The 21055-nt window shown below is 68.0% G+C and carries 14 protein-coding genes; 9 read left to right on the top strand and 5 right to left on the bottom strand.

Annotation, left to right across the window (positions count from 1 at the left end):
* The first annotated feature begins 60 nt into the window (after window positions 1-60).
* On the top strand, window positions 61-1422 hold the full coding sequence (gene glmM, locus AC1DXI_RS17205) for a phosphoglucosamine mutase (RefSeq protein WP_476939604.1): 1362 nt from the start codon (window positions 61-63) through the stop codon (window positions 1420-1422).
* Between the two features lie 46 nt (window positions 1423-1468).
* Here the strand turns inward: glmM and AC1DXI_RS17200 are convergent, their stop codons facing one another.
* Genes AC1DXI_RS17200 through coaA form a run of 3 tightly spaced genes read right to left on the bottom strand, consistent with a single transcriptional unit; the run spans window position 1469 to window position 5234 of the window.
* A complete protein-coding gene (locus AC1DXI_RS17200) occupies window positions 1469-3298 on the bottom strand; it encodes a hypothetical protein (RefSeq protein WP_476939603.1) in 1830 nt (609 codons plus the stop codon).
* Window positions 3299-3315: 17 nt separating this feature from the next.
* Complete coding sequence (locus tag AC1DXI_RS17195) at window positions 3316-4263, bottom strand: M15 family metallopeptidase (protein WP_476939602.1); 948 nt, start codon at window positions 4261-4263, stop codon at window positions 3316-3318.
* A gap of 5 nt (window positions 4264-4268) precedes the next feature.
* Window positions 4269-5234 carry a type I pantothenate kinase gene (gene coaA, locus AC1DXI_RS17190; protein ID WP_026266484.1) on the bottom strand — a complete coding sequence of 322 codons (966 nt, stop codon included), beginning with the start codon at window positions 5232-5234 and terminating at the stop codon, window positions 4269-4271.
* A 144-nt stretch (window positions 5235-5378) separates the two neighbouring features.
* Between coaA and glmS the strand changes: the two genes are divergently transcribed.
* The 8 genes from glmS (at window position 5379) to AC1DXI_RS17150 (ending at window position 18167) form a co-directional block, all read left to right on the top strand.
* A complete protein-coding gene (gene glmS / locus AC1DXI_RS17185; protein ID WP_026266485.1) occupies window positions 5379-7271 on the top strand; it encodes a glutamine--fructose-6-phosphate transaminase (isomerizing) in 1893 nt (630 codons plus the stop codon).
* A 4-nt stretch (window positions 7272-7275) separates the two neighbouring features.
* Complete coding sequence (locus AC1DXI_RS17180; protein WP_018773713.1) at window positions 7276-7623, top strand: holo-ACP synthase; 348 nt, start codon at window positions 7276-7278, stop codon at window positions 7621-7623.
* 68 nt (window positions 7624-7691) lie between these two features.
* Entirely contained in the window at window positions 7692-9230 is a 1539-nt protein-coding gene (locus tag AC1DXI_RS17175) for an NAD(P)H-hydrate epimerase (protein WP_476939601.1), read from the top strand.
* A 91-nt stretch (window positions 9231-9321) separates the two neighbouring features.
* Window positions 9322-11682 carry a glycogen debranching protein GlgX gene (glgX, locus tag AC1DXI_RS17170; RefSeq protein WP_476939600.1) on the top strand — a complete coding sequence of 787 codons (2361 nt, stop codon included), beginning with the start codon at window positions 9322-9324 and terminating at the stop codon, window positions 11680-11682.
* Window positions 11679-14015 (top strand): malto-oligosyltrehalose synthase, encoded by a 2337-nt coding sequence (treY, locus tag AC1DXI_RS17165; protein ID WP_476939599.1) that lies wholly within the window; start codon window positions 11679-11681, stop codon window positions 14013-14015. The genes glgX and treY overlap by 4 nt, the downstream gene beginning before the upstream one ends.
* A 50-nt stretch (window positions 14016-14065) precedes the next feature.
* Window positions 14066-15850: a malto-oligosyltrehalose trehalohydrolase gene (treZ, locus tag AC1DXI_RS17160; protein WP_476939598.1), complete on the top strand. Its 1785-nt coding sequence runs from the start codon at window positions 14066-14068 to the stop codon at window positions 15848-15850.
* Between the two features lie 15 nt (window positions 15851-15865).
* A complete protein-coding gene (gene mgrA / locus AC1DXI_RS17155; RefSeq protein ID WP_476939597.1) occupies window positions 15866-16903 on the top strand; it encodes an L-glyceraldehyde 3-phosphate reductase in 1038 nt (345 codons plus the stop codon).
* Between the two features lie 178 nt (window positions 16904-17081).
* Window positions 17082-18167, top strand: a complete 1086-nt coding sequence (locus tag AC1DXI_RS17150) for an inositol-3-phosphate synthase (protein ID WP_018773719.1) — start codon at window positions 17082-17084, stop codon at window positions 18165-18167.
* An 85-nt stretch (window positions 18168-18252) separates the two neighbouring features.
* Here the strand turns inward: AC1DXI_RS17150 and AC1DXI_RS17145 are convergent, their stop codons facing one another.
* Together AC1DXI_RS17145 and AC1DXI_RS17140 are read right to left on the bottom strand one after the other, a co-directional pair.
* Window positions 18253-19170: a DUF559 domain-containing protein gene (locus tag AC1DXI_RS17145; RefSeq protein WP_476939596.1), complete on the bottom strand. Its 918-nt coding sequence runs from the start codon at window positions 19168-19170 to the stop codon at window positions 18253-18255.
* 142 nt (window positions 19171-19312) lie between these two features.
* A complete protein-coding gene (locus AC1DXI_RS17140) occupies window positions 19313-21025 on the bottom strand; it encodes a formate--tetrahydrofolate ligase (RefSeq protein ID WP_476939595.1) in 1713 nt (570 codons plus the stop codon).
* Window positions 21026-21055 lie beyond the last annotated feature (30 nt).

Genomic DNA, 21055 nt, shown 5'->3' with positions numbered 1-21055 from the left:
CGGGGCGGGCCTTCGCCGTTTAAGCCGGACTTGCCCCGGCCATCGACTAAACTTGGTCCGATGTCTAGATTATTTGGAACCGATGGAGTCCGGGGCCTGGCGAACGGGTTGCTGACCGCCGAGCTCGCGTTGCAGCTGGCCCAGGCCGCCGCCGTCGTACTTGGCCATGACCGCAACACGACCGGGAAGCGGCCGCGCGCCGTGGTGGCACGGGACCCGCGGGCGAGCGGCGAGTTCCTCGCGGCCGCCGTGGAGGCGGGGCTCTCCAGTTCGGGAATCGACGTCTACGACGCCGGCGTGCTGCCCACTCCGGCCGCCGCCTACCTCGTGGCGGACCTCAACGCCGACTTCGGCGTCATGATCTCCGCCTCCCACAACCCCGCGCCGGACAACGGCATCAAATTCTTCGCCCGCGGCGGCCAGAAGCTGCCCGACGACGTCGAAGATGCCATCGAAGAGCAGCTCGGCAAGGAGCCTTTCCGCCCCGTCGGCGGTGAGGTGGGACGGATCCAGCGCTTCTCCGACGCCGAGGACCGCTACATCGTGCACCTGCTCGGCACGCTTCCGCACCGCCTGGACGGCCTGAAGGTCGTCCTCGACTGCGCCCACGGCGCGGCCAGCGGCTGTTCCCCGCAGGTGTTCAAGGACGCCGGCGCCAGCGTGATCGTCATTGGCGCCGAACCGGACGGGCTCAACATCAACGAAGGGGTCGGCTCCACGCACCTCGGCCCGCTCAAGCGCGCCGTCCTGGACCACGGGGCGGACCTCGGCATCGCGCACGACGGCGACGCCGACCGCTGCCTCGCCGTGGACCACGAAGGCAATGAGGTGGACGGCGACCAGATCATGGCCATCCTGGCCGTGGCCCTCAAGGACGCCGGAAAGCTCAAGGACGATGTCCTCGTGGCCACCGTCATGAGCAACCTCGGCCTGAAGCTCGCCCTGCGCGACGCTGGGATCAGCCTGCGCGAAACCGGCGTGGGGGACCGCTACGTCCTCGAGGAAATGCGCAACGGCAGCTACAGCCTTGGCGGCGAGCAGTCCGGGCACGTAATCTTTGCCGACTACGCCACGACCGGCGACGGCGTCCTGACCGGCCTGCAGATTGCAGCCCAGGTGGCCCTCACCGGGCGCCCGCTCAAGGAACTGTCCACGGTGATGACGAAGCTGCCCCAGGTCCTCATCAACGTCAAGGGCGTGGACCGTACCCGGGTCAAGGGCGACGCGGTGGTGGCGCAGGCGGTGTCCGTTGCCGAAACCGAGCTCGGCGACACCGGACGCGTCCTGTTGCGTCCCTCGGGCACCGAGCCGGTGGTGCGCGTGATGGTGGAGGCCGCAGACCATGAGACCGCCCAGGGCGTCGCGGAGCGCCTGGCGCAGGTGGTCCGGACCGAACTGGCTTTGGAGCTCGTCCCTGAGTAGTCCGGCTGTTCTATCGTCCTTCGCGGCCAAAGTCCGGGGGATGCCGTTAGCGCAGGAAAATGTTGAGGATGAAAGGACTGGCGGCGCAAAATAACGCGACTGCCACCATCCCGCGTGCAATTTCTCCCGTCCTGCGTCGGAGATATGTAGCGCTGGCGGGCGCTTGCGGCTGTTGCTGCCAAGCCGCCGACATGTGAAATTCGGGACCTACCAAGCTCGCCGTTCGCAGACCCTGGACCAACGCCAAAGTCGCTTCCAGTGGCTTGGCTTCGAGGAAAGTACGCGAGGTCCAGGCAACTTTTGCCCGTTCCAGCGGGAAGGCCAGTTGTATGTCAGCTCCTTCATGACTCACGGTGAGTATCACGCGCTGCCCTCGTCTTAATGGCCGTTTCCGCCCCTTGACCGGCGATTCGGGGACAATTTCCTGGACGGTCTGCCATGGAAAAACAGCAACGACGCCCGGCGATGCCCCTCCGCCGATCAGCAGGGCCCCTTCGCTGCTGAAGCAGAGCGAGAAGAGTCGAGGCAGGCCAGCCGTCCCTGAATGTTGAAACAGTCCTGGGCGGAGGGTCCGCAAAGCCTTGAGAAAGGCCTCGTCCCGTCTTCCCTGCAACACGGTGAAGCGGCTCAGCTCGCGCGCGACTAGAAAGAACCCGTTTGCCCGAAGATCCAGCCAGGAGCAGATGCCCATGGCGATCAGGCATCCACCACACAGAGCCACCGAAACAACAAATACAGCCGGTCTTTGCCACGCGTTGCCCCCGGGCTCTCCCAGCAGTTCCCCGACCGCCGGCGCCGCCATCCAGAAGGAGATGGCGACGACGGCCGCCGGGCACGCCACCCAGACCAACGCTTTGAGCCGTTGCAAGGCAGCGTTTGATCCCTTCGGAGAGATGTGCTTCTCGAAAGCATCTCCGGCCGTGGCGGGATTGCGTGCAGCGGGCGGGATAGTGACGTCGAAACTTCGCATCGCACCGTCGTCGAGCTCTGATAGATCGGGCCGGCGACTCTGGGGCCGGTCCGAGGTGCCGCTTCCGGAGTGTTCCGGGTGGGAACTTCCAGCATCCACGTCGGGTAGGGATCCGGCCAACGCGGCAACGTCCACCTTGGCGACCTCCGCCTGAAGCTTCTCCGGATCCAGCTCGGCCGGGGAAATCCCATACGTGGCCAACCGTCCGTCGGCGGCCAGGGCAGCAACCTTGGCAGGGGAGGGGTCTTTCTTCAGGATCCAGCGGGCGAAGGCAGCGGTCATGAAGTGACAGTCGTCCTTGGCATCCGCATAGGCGTCCAGTCCTGCATAACCCATCTGGGCCGTGATGTGTGCCGATGTTTGGCTGAGCTGCAACTCTGCCAAAGACACTGAAATGTTCAGTAGTGAAACTATTCCGTGGGCGCCGTATCGGGCGACGCCGTGGTCCGCCAGGCTGTCTTCTGAGCCAAGGCCCAGGATGTCCTTGACGCGGGTGAAGCACCGCTGAAACATGATGTCGCCATGAGCCAGCCGGACGTCCCGGAACATCAGCAGGTCCAGCAAGGACGCGTCGATGGCGTGAGCCGGGCGCGGAGAGCTGTCCGGGCCTCGGGTCTGCGAGCACACGCGGACGACGAACCAGGCTACACCTGGTTCGCCGGCTTGGCCCCGGCGCTGGATTCCGCCGGTTGCCAGGCTGTCCGGCCGGGCGAGGTCCTTTTCCAAGGCCCGGAGGGTGCCGAGCCTGAGCTGCGGCAGGAACGCGAGCGCAGCGCCGAGTTCTGCTGCCAGCTCCGCGTCGGGGCCACCCATGCCCAGCCGCTCATCGGCATACGCCAGCGCGGCAATTCTCCCCACGATCGCGTCGATTTTGCTTTGGCTGTCGCCGTCCCCAATGTCCCCCATGCGGACAATGTACAGGCTTAGCGGTACGCCGGGGCGGCTTCCAGGCCGAAGTACTGCTCGAGCGTGCCGATGCCGCGGGCACGCATGTCCGCGGCCGCCTCTTTCCCGACGAAACGCAGATGCCACGGCTCGTAGAAATAGCCGGTAATTTCGTGCAACATCCATGGGTAGCGGACCACGAAGCCGAAGCGGTGGGCGTTCGCCTTGGCCCAGATCGCCGCCGGCCGGTCCTTGAACTGGGGCGTGAAAGCGTCCGCCCCGCTGCCATCGCCGATGTCGAACGCCCAGCCCGTCTGGTGCTCTGAGTAGCCGGGCCGGGCCGAGGCGGTGTCGGCCTCCGCCTGGCCGCGGGAATTCACGTAGCTGCCGTAGGTTGCCCTCTGCGTCGCGAACGAACGGTACCCGCTGGCCAAGGTGATGATGACGCCGTCGGCAGCCGCGGCCGCGAACATCTTTTCGGCGGCAGCCGCCGTCGTGCTGTTCACCAGTGCAGCCTCGCCCGACGTCGCCGAGCGGACGGACGGCCGGGCCAGGTCTGGCGGCACGAAGGTGGCGGGGGAGAGCGGGCGGTGCTTGTTGACGATCACCCACGGGCTGGTGGGGTCCGAGATTGAATGCTGCGGCCCTGGCGCGGCGGCCGAAGGAGGGCGCGCCGCGGCCGACGGCGGGACAGGCGACGCCGTCGACGGCGCCTGCGTCACCGAAGGGGTGCTATCTGCGCCGGGCGCCGAGGGCGTGCTGCCCGGCGGGTTCGACGCCGCGGCGGCGGCAGTCGGCGTCGCGCTGCCCGTGCCCGGCGTCGGACCCGGCGTGCCGGACGGTGTGAAGGACTGGGCCGGGGTGCAGGCGGACAGCGCCGCGAGGCCCGTGCCCGCCAGCAGGAGGCGGCTGAAGGCCCGCCGGCTCGGCGATTCCGGGCCGGCTTCCTGCCGTCCTGCCGTCCCGTCCGCGTCGTCGTAGCACATCTGTGCTAGACCTTCCTCAGCAGCATCCGGCGGATGGAGTGGTCGGCGTCCTTGGTCAGGACCAGCTGCGCGCGGCCCCGGGTCGGGAGGACGTTTTCCTCGAGGTTGGGCTCGTTGATGCGCTTCCAGATCTCGCGGGCGGTCTCTTCGGCCTCGGCATCGGAGAGTGTTGCGTAACGGTGGAAGTACGATTCCGGCTGGGCGAAGGCGGTGCTCCGCAGTTTGCGGAACCGGTCCACGTACCACTCCTCGATATACGAGGTCTTCGCGTCGACGTAGATGGAGAAATCGAAGAAGTCGCTCAGGGCCAGGCCCTGCCTGCCGTCCTGCCGCGGCCGGGCCGGAGCCAGGACGTTCAGTCCCTCGACAATCAGCACGTCCGGGCGGCGCACCACTACTTCCTTCCCGGGGACGATGTCATAGGTGACGTGGGAATACCAAGGGGCACGGACCTCCTCGGCCCCGCCCTTGATCTCGCTCACGAAGCGCAGCAGGGCGCGGCGGTCGTAGGACTCCGGAAAACCCTTGCGCTCGAGCAGTTGCCGGCGCTTGAGTTCGGCGAGCGGGTAGAGGAATCCATCCGTGGTGATGAGCTCCACATTGGGGGTGCCGGGCCAGCGCCGGAGCATTTCGCGCAGGACGCGGGCGATGGTGGACTTGCCCACGGCCACCGAACCGGCCACGCCGATCACGAACGGCGTGCGCTGGGTGCTTTCGCCGAGGAAGGTGGTGGTGGCCGCGTGAAGCTGGCCCGCGGCTTCCACATAAAGGTGCAGGAGCCGGGACAGCGGCAGGTAGACCTCGCGCACTTCCTTGATGTCGAGGGGGTCCCCGAGGCCGCGAAGGCGGAACACATCCTCTTCATTAAGGGGCTGCTCCATCTGGGCAGCGAGCCGGGACCAGGTCTGCCGGTCCAGCTCCACGAACGGGGAGACACCTTCCCCGTTCGCTTCATTGCGTTGCAAAGTCACCCTAGAGATTCTGCCCTTCACAACGCCGAGAGCGAAATGGACTGGCCGGTGGGAGCCGGGCCGGCCCTCCGCAGCCCCGCGCAGGGCCCTTCACGCCCCGCCGTCCCACGTCCTCCCTCCCGGAAACCCGCTAGGCTTATGACCATGTGTGGAATCGTTGGATATGTGGGCCACTCAGATGGCCGGGTAAATACTGGACACAATGCCTTGGACGTTGTCCTTGAAGGATTGCGGCGCCTGGAGTACCGCGGCTACGACTCCGCGGGTATTGCAGTAGTGGCCGACGGCACCATTTCTTCCCGGAAGAAGTCGGGCAAACTGAGCAACCTCATTGCGGAGCTGGACACCCGCCCGCTGCCGGAATCCCTCACGGGAATCGGCCACACGCGCTGGGCGACGCACGGCGGCCCGACGGACCAGAACGCGCACCCGCACCTGTCCGACGGCGGCAAGCTGGCCCTGATCCACAACGGCATCATCGAGAACTTCGCCGAGCTCAAGCTCGAACTCCAGCGCAAGGGCGTCACCTTCGAGTCCGAGACCGACACGGAAGTGGCGGCTGCCCTGCTCGGGGACATCTACCGTAACCAGCTCGGCGGTGACGCAGGCAACGGCGGCCTCACCCGGGCCATGCAGCTTGCCTGCCAGCGGCTCGAAGGCGCGTTCACGCTCCTCGCCGTCCACGCCGACCAGCCCGACGTGGTGGTCGCTGCCCGCCGGAACTCCCCGCTTGTCGTCGGCCTCGGCGAAGGCGAGAACTTCCTCGGCTCCGACGTCTCCGGCTTCATCGACTACACCCGGCGCGCCGTGGAACTCGGCCAGGACCAGATCGTCACAATCACCGCCGACTCCGTGGAAATCACGGACTTCTACGGCGCCCCCGCCGAGGGCAAGGAATACCACGTCAACTGGGACCCCGCCTCAGCCGAAAAGGGCGGCTTCCCGTCCTTCATGGAAAAGGAAATCCACGACCAGCCGGATGCCGTGCTCCAGACCTTGCTGGGCCGCTCCGACATCCACGGCAAGCTGACGCTCGATGAGCTCCGTGTTGATCCGCAACTGCTCAAGAACGTCAACAAGATCATCGTCCTCGCGTGCGGCACCTCCGCCTACGCCGGCCAGGTGGCGAAATACGCCATTGAACACTGGTGCCGGATTCCCACGGAGGTCGAACTCTCGCACGAATTCCGCTACCGGGATCCGATCGTGGACGAGAACACGCTGATTGTCTCCATCTCCCAGTCCGGCGAGACCATGGACACCCTCATGGCGGTCCGCTACGCCAAGGAACAGGGCGCCAAGACGGTCTCCATCTGCAACACCAACGGGTCCACCATCCCCCGGGAATCGGACGCCGTGCTCTACACGCACGCCGGACCCGAAATCGCCGTGGCCTCGACCAAGGCGTTCCTGGCACAGATCACGGCCGCCTACCTGCTGGGCCTTTATTTGGCACAGCTGCGCGGCAACAAGTTCCAGGGCGAGATCAAGGACATCCTGGCCGACCTGGGCAAGATCCCGGCCAAGATCCAGCGCATCCTCGACAACGAGGCCCAGATCAAGGAACTCGGCCAGTCCATGGCTGACGCCAAGTCCGTGCTGTTCCTGGGCCGCCACGTCGGTTTCCCCGTTGCCATGGAGGGCGCGCTGAAGCTCAAGGAGCTCGCGTACATCCACGCCGAAGGCTTCGCCGCCGGAGAACTCAAGCACGGCCCGATCGCGCTGATCGAGGAAGGCCAGCCCGTCTTCGTGGTGGTCCCCTCCCCGCGCGGCCGCGACTCGCTGCACTCCAAGGTGGTCTCCAACATCCAGGAAGTCCGTGCCCGAGGCGCCAAGACGATCGTGATCGCCGAAGAAGGCGACGAGGCCGTCAAGGCGTACGCCGAGCACGTCTTCTACATCCCGGAGACCCCCACGCTCCTGGCACCGCTGCTCGCAACGGTTCCGCTGCAGATATTCGCCCTCGCACTCGCCTCGGCCAAGGGTTACGACGTGGACCAGCCACGCAACCTGGCCAAGAGCGTGACCGTAGAATAACGCCATGATTGTTGGCATAGGCGTAGACGTCGTAGACATTGAGCGGTTCGGGCGCCAGCTCGAGCGCACCCCCGGGCTGCGCGACAGGCTGTTCGTCCCCGCCGAGCGGGAACTGAACACGCGGTCCCTCGCCGCGCGGTTTGCCGCGAAGGAGGCCGTGGCCAAGGTGCTGGGGGCACCGGCCGGCATGAACTGGCAGGACTGCTGGATCGGGCTGGACCAGAACGGCCCCACCGTGCAGGTCAAAGGCACCGTGCTGGCCGTGGCGGAGTCCAAGGGCGTCAAGCGCTGGCACTTATCCATGAGCCACGACGGCGGCATCGCCACCGCGACGGTTGTCGCCGAAGGCTAAGACGGCCCTCCAGGCAGAACCGGCACCAGCGCCAGGCATTCCCCAGCGACCGCGAATGGACTGAAACCATGATCAGCGCCTACACCGGAACCCAAGTGCGAGAGGCCGAAAAGCCATTTCTCGACGACCCCTTGGGCTCCGGTGCGGGCGCTGTTCTCATGCAGCGGGCCGCGTACGGCCTCGCCAATGCCGTGATCCGCGAACTGCGGAGCCGCGGGCAGCGGCTGTACGGCTCCAGCGTGGCCGTGCTGGCGGGCAAGGGCAACAACGGCGGAGACGGGCTCTTCGCCGCCGCGCTGCTGGCCCGCCGCGGCATGCGCACGACGGCGGTGCTCACCGCCGGGGCTGCCCACGACGCCGGGCTGACGGCGTTCCGGAAGGCCGGCGGCCATGCCGTGGCCCTGACCGGGGACAACGTGGCCGGACTCGCCGCGCTGGCCGGCGGCGCCGACGTCGTGATTGACGCAGTCCTCGGGACCGGAGCCCAGGGCGGGCTGCGGGGACCGGCCGCCGAGCTGGTCGCGGCCCTGGGGCGTTCCCGGCCGGGCTCCCGTTCCCCCTTGGTGGTGGCCTGCGACATCCCCAGCGGCGTCGACGCGGACACGGGGGAGGCGCACGCGCCGGTGCTGGCGGCCGACATGACGGTCACCTTTGGGGCCGCCAAGGCCGGCCTGCTGGCGGACCCGGGCGCGGACTTCGCGGGCGCCATCCGGGTGGTCCCGATCGGAATCGAGCAGGCGCTGCCATGGCCGTCCCTGCGACGGCTGGAGGCCCGAGACCTGTCCGCCCTCCTGCCACGCCCGCAGCGGCGGGCGCACAAGTACTCCCGGGGGGTGCTGGGGGTGGTCGCAGGCTCCGGCGCTTATCCCGGCGCCGCGGTGCTGGCCTGCAAGGGCGCCCTGGCCGCCGGCGCCGGAATGGTGCGTTACCTTGGGCCACCGGACGTCGCCGACCTGGTCCGCCGGTCCTGTCCCGAGGTGGTGTGCAGCGCCGGCGCCGTGGCCGACACGCACGTTCAGGCCTGGCTCGTTGGCTCCGGACTCGATGACTCCGATGAGGAGCAGCTGCAGCGCGCCCGCGACGCCGCAGACTCGGGCCTGCCAACGATCGCCGACGCCGGCGCGTTACCGGCCCTGCCCGATGTGCTGGCCCCGCAAGTGATCCTGACACCCCACGCCGGCGAACTGTCGGCATTGCTTCAGCGACTCGGGGCTGGGTTGGACCGCTCCGCGGTCGAAGCATCCACGCTCAGCGCAGTGCGGCGGGCTGCGGGCCTGACCGAAGCCACCGTGCTGCTCAAGGGCGCCACGACGCTTGTGGCCTCCCCCTTCCAGGACTTCTACAGCCAGTCCGAAGGCACGCCCTGGCTCGCCACGGCAGGCAGCGGCGACGTCCTGGCCGGAGTCATCGGCGCACTATTGGCCCAGTTGGGCGCCGACGTCGGGCGCTTCGGCGAACAGGACATCGACCCCGACGCCCGATGGGCGGCGATCGCGGCGATGGCAGCCAGTATCCATGGTCTCGCCGGGGTCCGGGCTTCCCGCGGGGGCCCGGTGACAGCAACGGCCATTGCACATGCCGTTCCGGAGGTGATGCGGGAGCTGTAACAAACAGGGGCGCTCCGAGCGCCCGAACAAATACTAACCCTACTTACAAGTAGTCTGTCTAGAGAATATTCGTTCCGCACGAGGAGTACACATGGAAGTCTGGCCCGGATCGGCTTACCCGCTGGGAGCCACCTTTGACGGCACTGGCACCAACTTTGCCCTGTTCAGCGAGCGCGCCGAGCGGGTGGAACTGTGCCTCCTTGCTGACGACCTGACCGAGACCCGGATCGAACTGACCGAGGTGGACGGCTACGTGTGGCACTGTTACCTGCCGCAGGTCCAGCCCGGACAGAAGTACGGTTACCGGGTCCACGGCCCGTACGAACCGGAGAACGGCAACCGCTTCAACCCCAACAAGCTGCTGATGGACCCGTACGCCAAGGCCGTCCAGGGCCAGATCGACTGGGACCCGGCGCTCTTCACCTACGAATTCGGCGACCCCGACTCGCGCAATGACAGCGACTCGGCGCCGCACACCATGCACGGCGTGGTCATCAACCCGTTCTTCGAGTGGGACGGCGACCGCCAGCTGCGGATCCCCTACCACCAGTCGGTCATCTACGAGGCCCACGTCAAGGGCCTGACCGAGCTCCACCCGGAAATTCCCGAAGAGCAGCGCGGCACCTATGCCGGCGTGTCGCACCCGGCCGTGATTGAGCACCTGAAGAAGCTCGGCGTCACCGCGATCGAGCTCATGCCCGTCCACCAGTTCGTCAACGACGGCACGCTCGAGGAGAAGGGCCTCAACAACTACTGGGGCTACAACACGATCGGCTTCTTCGCGCCGCAAAACACCTACAGCTCCTCCGGCGACGTCGGACACCAGGTGCAGGAATTCAAGGCCATGGTCCGCGAGCTGCACAAGGCCGGCATCGAAGTGATCCTGGACGTGGTCTACAACCACACCGCTGAAGGCAACCACCTCGGCCCCACGCTGTCCTTCAAGGGCATCGACAACCAGGCCTACTACCGGCTGGTGGACGATGACCTGAAGCACTACATGGACTACACCGGCACCGGAAACTCCCTCAATGTCCGGCACCCGCACTCCCTCCAGCTGCTGATGGACTCCCTGCGCTACTGGGTGACCGAAATGCACGTCGACGGCTTCCGCTTCGACCTCGCCTCCACCCTGGCCCGCGAGTTCTACGACGTGGACAAGCTGTCCACCTTCTTCGAACTCATCCAGCAGGACCCGATCGTCTCCCAGGTCAAGCTGATCGCCGAGCCGTGGGACATCGGCCCGGGCGGCTACCAGGTGGGCAACTTCCCGCCCCAGTGGACCGAGTGGAACGGTAAATACCGCGACACGGTCCGCGACTTCTGGCGCGGCGAGCCCTCGACCCTCGGCGAATTCGCCTCCCGCCTGACCGGCTCCGCGGACCTCTACGAAAGCTCCGCCCGGCGCCCGGTGGCCTCGATCAACTTCGTCACGGCGCACGACGGCTTCACCATGCGCGACCTCGTGTCCTACAACGAGAAGCACAACGACGCCAACGGCGAGGGCAACAACGACGGCGAATCCCACAACCGCTCCTGGAACTGCGGCGAGGAAGGGGACACGGACAACGACCACGTCCTGACCCTCCGCGCCCGCCAGCAGCGCAACTTCATCGCCACGCTGCTGCTCTCGCAGGGCGTCCCGATGCTCCTGCACGGCGACGAGCTCGGCCGCACCCAGCAGGGCAACAACAACACGTACTGCCAGGACTCCGAGCTGAGCTGGATCCACTGGGACGCGATGGACCAGCCGCTGGTGGAGTTCACCGCGTTCGTCAACAAGATCCGGCATGACCACCCGACGTTCCGGCGCAGCCGCTTCTTCGACGGCCGGCCCGTGGTCCGCGGCGAGGGCGAGAAGCTGCCGGACATCGTCTGGCTGAAGACCGACGGCACCGGAATGCTGCCGGAGGACTGGGGCAGCGGCTTCGGCCGGACCATCGGTGTGTTCCTCAACGGCCACGGCATCCAGGAACAGGATTCCCGCGGCCGCCGGATCACCGACGACAGTTTCCTGCTTGGCTTCAACGCCCACGACGGCGACGTGGACTTCGCCCTGCCGGCCGAGGAGTACTCACGGTTCTGGGACGTGCTGGTGGACACCGCGGACCAGGCGGACACTGAGGCGCCGCTGAAAGCCGGGTCCGTGCTGAAGCTGGCGGCAAAGTCGATGGTGGTACTCCGGGCCCACTCCGGCCCCGAGGTGGAAGTGGACTACTCCGCGGCCGCCTCCCTCGCCGCGATGGCCGAGCACGAGGATTCGGCGGGTGCCGATCCTGCGGTCCCGGCACCGGAAGCTCCGGCGGACCCCGCTCCGGCGGCTCCGGCGGACCCGGCACCGGAGGCTCCGGAGGCCCCGGCAACCGGCGCCTCCAAGGGCTCCGCGAAGGCCTCCGGTTCGAAGAAGACGGGGGCCGACAAGCCGAAGACCCCGAAGGGCCGAGCTAAATGAGGACGCCCGTCTCGACCTACCGGCTGCAGATCCGGCCCGGTTTTACGCTGCAGGACGCCGCGCAGACCGTGCCGTACCTGAAGTCGCTGGGCGTGGACTGGATCTACCTCTCGCCGATCCTCACGGCGGAGCGCGGCTCGGACCACGGGTACGACGTCACCGATCCCTCCGCCATTGATCCGGACCGGGGCGGTGCGGACGGCCTGCTGGCGGTGTCGGCCGCCGCGCGGGAAGCCGGCATGGGCGTGCTGGTCGACATCGTGCCCAACCACGTCGGCGTCGCGACCCCGGCCCAGAACCCGTGGTGGTGGTCCCTCCTGCAGGAGGGGCAGCAGTCCCGCTACGCGCAGGCGTTCGACGTCGACTGGGACTTCGGCGGCGGCCGGGTGCGGATCCCGGTGCTGGGGGACGACTCCGACGTCGACGCGCTGGAAATCAAGGACGGGGAGCTGCGCTACTACGATCACCGCTTTCCGCTCGCCGAGGGCACGTACACCGAAGATGACTCCACTGGCGACGATCCCCGCGAGGTCCACGACCGGCAGCACTACGAACTGATCGGCTGGCGCCGGGCCGACACGGATCTGAACTACCGCCGGTTCTTTGCCGTCAACAGCCTGGCCGGGATCCGGGTCGAGATCCCCGAGGTCTTCGATGAGGCCCACGCGGAGGTCGTGCGCTGGTTCCGGGCAGGTCTCGTCGACGGCCTGCGGATCGACCACCCGGACGGCCTCGCCGATCCGGAGGGATACTTGCACCGGCTGCGGGAGGCCACGGGCGGCAGCTACCTGCTGATCGAGAAGATCCTGGAACCGGGCGAGGCCCTGCCGGCCGGTTTCGAGTGCGAGGGCACCACCGGCTACGACGCCCTCGCGGACGTGGACCGGGTGTTCGTCGACGCCGCCGGCCAGGGCACGCTTGACGCGCTCGACGCCGAACTGCGCGGCGGCGCTGCCGACTACGAGGACATGATCCGCGGCACCAAACGGCGGATCACGGACGGAATCCTGCACTCGGAAATGCTCCGGCTGGCCCGGCTGGTCCCTGCCGGGGCAGGGCTGGGCCAGGAAGCGGCGGCGGACGCACTGTCCGAGATCATTGCTGCGTTCCCGGTCTACCGCAGCTATCTTCCGGAGGGTGCGGACGTCCTGAAAGAGGCGTGCGAACTCGCGGTCCGCCGCCGCCCCGAACTCGAAGGCGCCGTCGGCGTGCTCCTGCCGCTGCTGCTCGACGCGGAGGCTGCCCCCTCCGCAGAACTTGGCATGCGCTTCCAGCAGACCTCCGGGATGGTCATGGCCAAGGGCGTGGAAGACACCGCGTTCTTCCGCTACACCCGGCTGGGCACCCTGACCGAAGTCGGCGCCGACCCCACCGAGTTCGCCGTGACGCCGGAGGAATTCCACACCCGGATGACCCGGCGCCAGGCCGAATTGCCGTTGTCCATGACCACGCTCAGCACCCACGACACGAAGCGCAGCGAGGACACCCGCGCCCGGATCTCGGTCCTTGCCGAGCTCGCACCGGAATGGCAGGCATCCCTGCAGCGGCTGCAGAAGCTGGCGCCGCTGCCGGACGGGCCGCTGGCCAACCTGCTGTGGCAGGCCATCGCGGGCGTCTGGCCCGCAGACCGCGACCGGCTGCAGTCCTACGCGCAAAAAGCCGCCCGGGAGGCCGGGAACTCGACCAACTGGATCGATCCGGACGAGGCCTTCGAGGCGGAACTTTCAGCCGCCGTCGACGCCGCCTTCGACACCCCGGAGGTGACCGCCGAGCTGGAGTCCCTCGTGGCCCTGCTGGAGCCGTACGGGGCCGCCAACTCCCTCGGCGCCAAGCTTGTGCAGCTCACCATGCCCGGGGTGCCGGACGTCTACCAGGGCACCGAGTTCTGGGACCGTTCGCTGACCGATCCGGACAACCGGCGGCCGTTCGACTTCGGCGCCCGCCGGCGCGCCCTCGCCGCGCTCGACGCCGGTGAGCGTCCGGCGTCGTTCCTGGACGAGGCGGCGAAACTCCTCGTCACCTCGCGGGCCCTGCGGCTGCGGCGGGACCGGCCGGAGCTGTTCACCGGGTACACCCCGGTCACAGCCACGGGCGCCGCTGCTGCGCACCTGCTTGCCTTTGACCGCGGGACTCCCGCAGCCCCGGGCGCGCTGACGCTCGCCACCCGGCTGCCCCGCGGCCTGGAGCAGCGCGGCGGATGGCAGGACACGACCATCGAGCTCGCCGCGGCCATGGCCGATGAACTGACGGGGTCCACGCACGGTCCGGGCACCGTGGCCGTGGGGGAGATCCTGCGGGATTACCCCGTGGCCCTCCTGGTGCCCACCGCCTAAGCAGAACCTGTAGCACGAAGGAGTACCGACATGGGGAACGGAAGAATGCCATGACCTTGCCTGCACACGGAAGCGACCGCTTCGATCTCTGGGCACCGGAAGCGCAGGCGGTCACGCTCCTCGCTGACGGCCGGAAGTACGAAATGACCCGCCGCGGCGCGGAGGCGCCCGGCTGGTGGACCGCCGCCGGGGCGCCCGCCGCCGGGGACGTGGACTACGGCTACCTGGTGGACGGGGATCCCACCCCGCTGCCGGACCCGCGCTCCCGCCGCCAGCCCGCGGGCGTGCACGCGCTCTCCCGCACGTTCGACGCCGGACGCCACCAGTGGGCCGACGGCCAGTGGGCGGGGCGGGAGCTCAAGGGCGCTGTCATTTACGAACTCCATGTGGGCACCTTCACGCCGGAGGGAACACTCGACGCCGCGGCAGGGAAGCTGGCGTATCTGGCGGAGCTGGGCATCGACTTCGTGGAGCTGCTGCCCGTCAACGGGTTCAACGGCACCCACAACTGGGGCTACGACGGTGTCCTCTGGTACGCCGTGCACGAAGGCTACGGCGGACCCGCCGCGTACCAGCGCTTCGTGGACGCCGCCCACGCCGCCGGCCTCGGCGTCATCCAGGACGTGGTCTACAACCACCTCGGCCCCAGCGGGAACTATCTTCCCCGGTTCGGGCCCTACCTGAAATCGGGGGAGGGCAACACCTGGGGCGACTCGGTCAACCTGGACGGCCCGGAGTCGGACGAGGTGCGCCGCTACATCCTGGACAACGCCGCGATGTGGCTGCGGGACTACCACGTGGACGGCCTGCGGCTGGACGCCGTGCACGCCTTCAAGGACGAGCGCGCCGTGCACCTGCTGGAGGACTTCGGCGCCCTCGCCGACGAAATAGCCGCCGAGACCGGACGCCCGGCCACGATGATCGCGGAATCGGACCTGAACAACCCGCGACTGCTTTACCCGCGGGACACCAACGGGTACGGGCTGGCCGGGCAGTGGAGCGATGACTTCCACCACGCCGTCCACGTCAACGTCAGCGGCGAAACCACCGGCTACTACGCCGACTTCGACTCGATCGGGGCGCTGGCCAAGGTCCTGGAGCGCGGGTTCTTCCACGACGGCAGCTACTCCAGCTTCCGCGCCCGCCACCATGGCCGGCCCATCGACCCGGCCCAGGTCCACCCGGCCGCGCTGGTGGTGTGCAGCCAGAACCACGACCAGATCGGCAACCGGGCCACCGGGGACAGGCTGTCCCAGACACTGGGCTACGGGCCGCTCGCGCTCGCCGCCGTCGCCACCCTGACCTCGCCGTTCACGCCCATGCTGTTCATGGGCGAGGAATACGGGGCCACCACCCCGTGGCAGTTCTTCACCTCCCACCCGGAACCGGAGCTGGGCAAGGCGACGGCCGAGGGCCGGATCAGGGAGTTCGAGCGCATGGGCTGGGACCCCGCCGTCGTCCCCGATCCGCAGGATCCGGAGACCTTCACCCGGTCCAAGCTGGACTGGGCCGAGGCTTCCGGAGGCGACCACGCCCGCCTCCTGGAGCTGTACCGGGCACTCATCGCGCTCCGCCGCGCCACGCCGGACCTGACTGAACCCGGCTTCGAGGACACCGCCGTCGACATCAGCGAGGACGAGGGCTGGCTGCTGCTGCGCCGCGGCAGCACCGAGGTGGCGATGAACTTTTCCGCCGAGGCGCGGCGGCTCCCGGTCCGCGGCGCGGCCCTCGCCCTGGCAACCGACGACGGCGTCCGGCTGGACCCGGCTCCCGGCGCGCCGTCGGCCACACCGCTGCATCTACCCGGCCACAGCGCCGCGATACTCACCCACTAAGGCAGGATCTGACGTATGACATATTTGGCAGCTGATACCCGCTACGACTCCATGCCCTACCGCCGCGTGGGGCGCAGCGGCCTGAAACTCCCGGCCATCTCGCTGGGCCTGTGGCACAACTTCGGCGACGACAAGCCGTTCGAGGTCCAGCGCGCCATCCTGCGCCGCGCCTTCGACCTCGGCATCACCCACTTCGACCTCGCCAACAACTACGGCCCGCCCTATGGCAGCGCCGAGACCAACTTCGGCCGCCACTTCCAGGACGACTTCAAGCCGTACCGCGACGAACTGATCATCTCCAGCAAGGCCGGCTACGACATGTGGCCGGGCCCGTACGGCAACTTTGGCTCCCGCAAGTACCTGCTGGCCAGCCTGGACCAGTCGCTGGGCCGGATGGGCCTGGACTACGTGGACATCTTCTACAGCCACCGCCCGGACCCCGAGACGCCGATGGAAGAGACCATGGGCGCCCTGGACCAGGCCGTGCGCTCCGGGAAGGCGCTGTACGCCGGGATCTCGTCCTACACCCCGGAACAGACCCTCGAGGCGGCGGGAATCCTCAAGGAACTCGGCACGCCGCTGCTGATCCACCAGCCCAGCTACTCCATGCTCAACCGCTGGACCGAGAACGGCAGCCCCAACCTCTTCGAGGCGCTGGAGCAGGTGGGTGCCGGGTCGATCGCCTTCTCGCCGCTGGCGCAGGGCATGCTCACCGACCGCTACCTGAAGGGCATTCCGGCCGACTCCCGGGCCGCCCAGCACAAGTCCCTGGACCAAGGCATGATCACCGAGGACAAGCTGGACCGCGTGCGTGGGCTCAACCGGATCGCCGAGGGCCGCGGGCAGACCCTGGCGCAGCTGGCCATCGCCTGGATCCTGCGCGATCAGGGCAAGGGCTCGTCGGTCACGTCGGCGCTGGTGGGCGCGTCCAGCGTCCGGCAGCTCGAGGACACCTTGTCCGCGATCAACAACCTGGATTTCACGGCCGATGAGGTCGACGCGATCGATGAATTCGCCGTCGAATCCGACATCAACCTGTGGGCGCAGAAGTAGAAGGCACCCGCAGTTAACACAAGCGCCGGGGCCGCCGGGGAACAACCGCGGCCCCGGTGGCGTTGACTAGACTACTAAGGGCGCCTTACGGCGCCGTGTCCGCCTGCCGCCCGCACAACTGATGCAGTACACCAGAGTGCGGCCGCGCCGGTCACCCTTGTTTCTCAAAAGGAGTTCCGTGTCTTCACATCCGATTCGTGTTGCAATCGTCGGCGTAGGTAACTGCGCCGCTTCGCTGGTCCAGGGCGTCCAGTACTACAAAGACGCCGACCCCAAGGCCACGATCCCGGGCCTGATGCACGTGGAGTTCGGCCAGTACCACGTCGGCGACGTCCAGTTCGTTGCCGCCTTCGACGTCGACGGCAAGAAGGTGGGCCAGGACCTGTCCGACGCTATCCTGGCCAGCGAAAACAACACCATCAAGATCGCCGACGTCCCGCCGACGGGTGTCACCGTCCAGCGCGGCCACACCCTGGACGGCCTGGGCAAGTACTACCTCGAGACCATCGAGCAGTCCCCGGAGGAGCCGGTCGACGTCGTCCAGGCCCTCAAGGACGCCCAGGTTGACGTCATGGTCTGCTACCTGCCGGTCGGTTCCCAGCAGGCCGCCGAGTTCTACGCCCAGTGCGCGATCGATGCCGGCGTGGCGTTCGTCAACGCCCTGCCGGTGTTCCTGGCCGGCACCAAGGAGTGGGCGGACAAGTTCACCGCCGCGGGCGTGCCGATCGTGGGCGATGACATCAAGAGCCAGATCGGTGCCACCATCACGCACCGCGTCATGGCCAAGCTGTTCGAGGACCGCGGCGTCACCCTGGACCGCACCTACCAGCTGAACGTCGGCGGCAACATGGACTTCAAGAACATGCTTGAGCGCGACCGCCTGGAGTCCAAGAAGATCTCCAAGACCCAGGCCGTCACCTCCAACGTCGAGGCCGAGCTCGCCGCCAAGGACGTCCACATCGGCCCGTCCGACTACGTCCAGTGGCTCGATGACCGCAAGTGGGCCTTCGTCCGCCTCGAGGGCCGCAACTTCGGCGACGCCCCGGTGTCCCTGGAATACAAGCTCGAAGTCTGGGACTCGCCCAACTCTGCCGGCGTGATCATCGACGCCATCCGTGCCGCCAAGATCGGCCTGGACCGCGGCATCGGCGGCCCGCTGGTCTCGGCGTCGAGCTACTTCATGAAGTCCCCGCCGGAGCAGTTCAACGACGACCTCGCCCGTGAAAAGGTCGAGGCCTTCATCCGCGGCGACCTGGAGCGCTAACCGCCTTCCCCACCCCCGGTTGCCCTATCACTTACGGCTCCTAAACCTCTGGTTTGGCCGCTGCAAGTGATAGGGCAACCGGCGTTTAACGGGGACGAAGGGCGGACCGGACTCTTTGGGCCGCGCCGCGGAAGTCATCCGCGAGATCGTCGGCGTTGAACTTGAAATACCGCCAGCCGGCCGCGTTGAACGATTCGTCGCGCCGGTTGTCCCGGGACTGCTGTTCGCGTGTCAGGTGGTGCCCGCCGTCGTACTGGATGGCCACCTGCTGCCGGCGGTAGCCGAGGTCCGCGGCGGGGGAGTAGGGGTCTTCCGGCACAATCCGGAGCTGCAACTCCGGCTCGGGCAAGCCGGCCGCGATCAGCGCCAGGCGCAGGAACGTCTCGGGGGCCGAGTCGGCACCGGGCCGGATGAGGGCCGTCGCCTGGCGTGCTTTCACGATCCCCTTGAGCTTTGGGTGCCGCGCCAGCATCGCCGTCAGCTGGGGAAGGGTGGCCCACGGCTCGGTGCGGCCCTCCAGTTCGGGGCGTGGCCGGCGCACGAGTTGGTCGCCCACTGCCACGAGATCATCCAGCGGCACGATGCGGGCAAGGTCCAGCCAGGTCCGGGCGGGTGTTGATATCCGGATGCCGTCCAGGACCGTGAGCTCGTCGTCGAACGCAAGGACGGTGTGCCCGACCACGCCCTCACGCCGGACCGGCGGCAGGGCCCTGCGTTTGCTGAGATGCAGTTCGCGGCAGCCGCGGTACCAGGACGGGAGCCACAGTCCCAGCAGGACGGCGGCCGTGAGGTGCGAAATCCACGCGCCCGGCGTCGCGGATGACAGGGCACGGGCCAGGCTTCGAAGTTCAAATTCCCAGCCCGTCGGCACATGGATCAGCCGGCCCGCCGAGGTCAGGTCGGAGGAACGGAGCCGGGCGCTGCCCAGGCTCGCGGCCCGCGCCTCATAGACCGTGAACGGGGCCGTGGAAAGGTGGGCCGGCAGGGGTGCTGGTGGGTGCATGCGGACCATTCTTGTCCGAACCCCGGGTCGCCGCTCCGGTTATCCACAGGCCCCCGGTTGCGCTATCACTTGGAGCGGTCAAAGGGCCGGAATGGCAGCCCAAAGTGATAGCGCAACAAGGGGGTCGGGAGGGGGAGGAGCTTTAGAAGAGGCCGACTGGATTGCCGGCGTCGTCGACGTCCATCCGCATCGCCGCGGGCACCTTGGGCAGGCCCGGCATGGTCATCACGGCGCCGGTGAGGGCCACGATGAAGCCCGCGCCGGTCTTGGGGATGAGGTCCCGGACGTGGATGGTGAAGCCCTTGGGCGCGCCGAGCCGGGTGGCGTCGTCGGTGAACGAGTACTGGGTCTTCGCCATGCACACCGGCATCCCGGACCAGCCGTACTTCTCGATCTCGGCCAGCCGTTTGAGCGCCGGCACGGAGAAGTCCACGCCGTCGGCGCCGTAGACCTCCTGCACGATGGTCCGGATCTTGTCCTCCACGGACATCTCCAGCGGGTACAGGTGCCGGAAGCCGTGCGGGGCGTCGATCGCGGCCGCCACCTTCGCCGCGAGCTCGTCCCCGCCGTCGCCGCCACCGCCGCGGCCCCAGACATCGGCCACCGCGGCCTGGACCCCCTCCGCGGCGCACCACTGAAGCAGCCAGTCCAGCTCCTCGGCGGTGTCGGTGGCGAATTTGTTGACCGCAACGACCGGGATGATGCCGAACTTCTCGACGTTGCGGATGTGGCGCCGCAGATTGGCGACGCCGGCGGCCAGCGCCTCCACGTTGGGCTCCTTGAGCATGTCTTTTGGCACGCCGCCGTGCATCTTCAGCGCCCGGACGGTGGCCACGAGGACGACGGCGGACGGGGCGACGTCGGCCATGCGCGCCTTGATGTCCATGTACTTTTCCGCCCCGAGGTCCGCGCCGAACCCCGCCTCGGTGACGACGATGTCCGCCAGGCTGCGGGCCGTCTGCGTGGCGATGAGGGAGTTGCAGCCGTGGGCGATGTTGGCGAAGGGCCCGCCGTGCACCAGCGCCGGGGTGCCGGCGATGGTCTGCACCAGGTTGGGCTTGATCGCGTCCTTGAGCAGCAGGGTCAGGGCACCTTGGACGCCGAGCTCGGCCACGGTGACGGGCCGGCGGTCGTAGGTGTAGCCGAACGTGATCCGGCCCAGCCGGTCGCGCAGATCGTTCAGGTCCGTGGCGAGGCAGAACACGGCCATGATCTCCGAGGCCACGGTGATGTCGAAGCCGTCCTGCCGCGGCGTGCCCTGGGCCGGCCCGCCGAGGCCGATCACGACCTCCCGGAGGGACCGGTCGTTCATGTCCAGGACGCGCTTGAACGTCATCCGGCGCGGATCGATGTTCAGCTCGTTGCCCTGGAAGATGTGGTTGTCCACGAGGGCCATGAGGGCATTGTTCGCCGAGGTGATGGCGTGGAAATCGCCGGTGAAGTGCAGGTTGATCTGGTCCATCGGCAGCACCTGGGAGTAGCCGCCGCCGGTCGCGCCGCCCTTCATGCCCAGGATGGGGCCGAGCGAGGGCTCGCGCAGCGCGATCATCACGCTGTGCCCGGCCCGGGCCAGGGAATCCGCCAGCCCCACCGTCGTGGTGGACTTGCCTTCGCCGGCGGGGGTGGGCGACATCGCGGAGACCAGCACCACCTTCCCGGGCGCGCGCACGGGGGCGCCCTCCGGAACGGTCAGCTTCGCCGGATCGATCTTGGCCTTGTAGGGTCCGTAGAGTTCCAGCGCGTCCGGGTTGATGCCGGCGGCCGCCGCAATCTCCCCGATCGGCTTCATGACTGCCCGCTGGGCAATTTCCAGGTCGCTGGGGACGGTGTTCCCGGCAGTGGTGGTCTCAGACATCGTTGTCCTTCGGCTCGTGGCGTCGGCGGG

The sequence above is a fragment of the Arthrobacter sp. P1_H7 genome (genome assembly GCF_056405215.1).
The sequence above is the reverse complement of the archived record's forward strand: the minus strand, read 5'-3'. Positions and strand labels throughout refer to the sequence as shown.

Excerpts from the sequence above, each read along its gene's own strand:
- mgrA (WP_476939597.1), top strand. The coding sequence starts at position 15,866 with ATGACATATTTGGCAGCTGATACCCGCTACGACTCCATGCCCTACCGC.
- AC1DXI_RS17195 (WP_476939602.1), bottom strand. The coding sequence starts at position 4,263 with ATGTGCTACGACGACGCGGACGGGACGGCAGGACGGCAGGAAGCCGGC.
- AC1DXI_RS17140 (WP_476939595.1), bottom strand. The coding sequence starts at position 21,025 with ATGTCTGAGACCACCACTGCCGGGAACACCGTCCCCAGCGACCTGGAA.
- AC1DXI_RS17145 (WP_476939596.1), bottom strand. The coding sequence starts at position 19,170 with ATGCACCCACCAGCACCCCTGCCGGCCCACCTTTCCACGGCCCCGTTC.
- treY (WP_476939599.1), top strand. The coding sequence starts at position 11,679 with ATGAGGACGCCCGTCTCGACCTACCGGCTGCAGATCCGGCCCGGTTTT.
- AC1DXI_RS17175 (WP_476939601.1), top strand. The coding sequence starts at position 7,692 with ATGATCAGCGCCTACACCGGAACCCAAGTGCGAGAGGCCGAAAAGCCA.
- glgX (WP_476939600.1), top strand. The coding sequence starts at position 9,322 with ATGGAAGTCTGGCCCGGATCGGCTTACCCGCTGGGAGCCACCTTTGAC.
- AC1DXI_RS17180 (WP_018773713.1), top strand. The coding sequence starts at position 7,276 with ATGATTGTTGGCATAGGCGTAGACGTCGTAGACATTGAGCGGTTCGGG.
- AC1DXI_RS17200 (WP_476939603.1), bottom strand. The coding sequence starts at position 3,298 with ATGGGGGACATTGGGGACGGCGACAGCCAAAGCAAAATCGACGCGATC.
- glmS (WP_026266485.1), top strand. The coding sequence starts at position 5,379 with ATGTGTGGAATCGTTGGATATGTGGGCCACTCAGATGGCCGGGTAAAT.
- glmM (WP_476939604.1), top strand. The coding sequence starts at position 61 with ATGTCTAGATTATTTGGAACCGATGGAGTCCGGGGCCTGGCGAACGGG.
- treZ (WP_476939598.1), top strand. The coding sequence starts at position 14,066 with ATGACCTTGCCTGCACACGGAAGCGACCGCTTCGATCTCTGGGCACCG.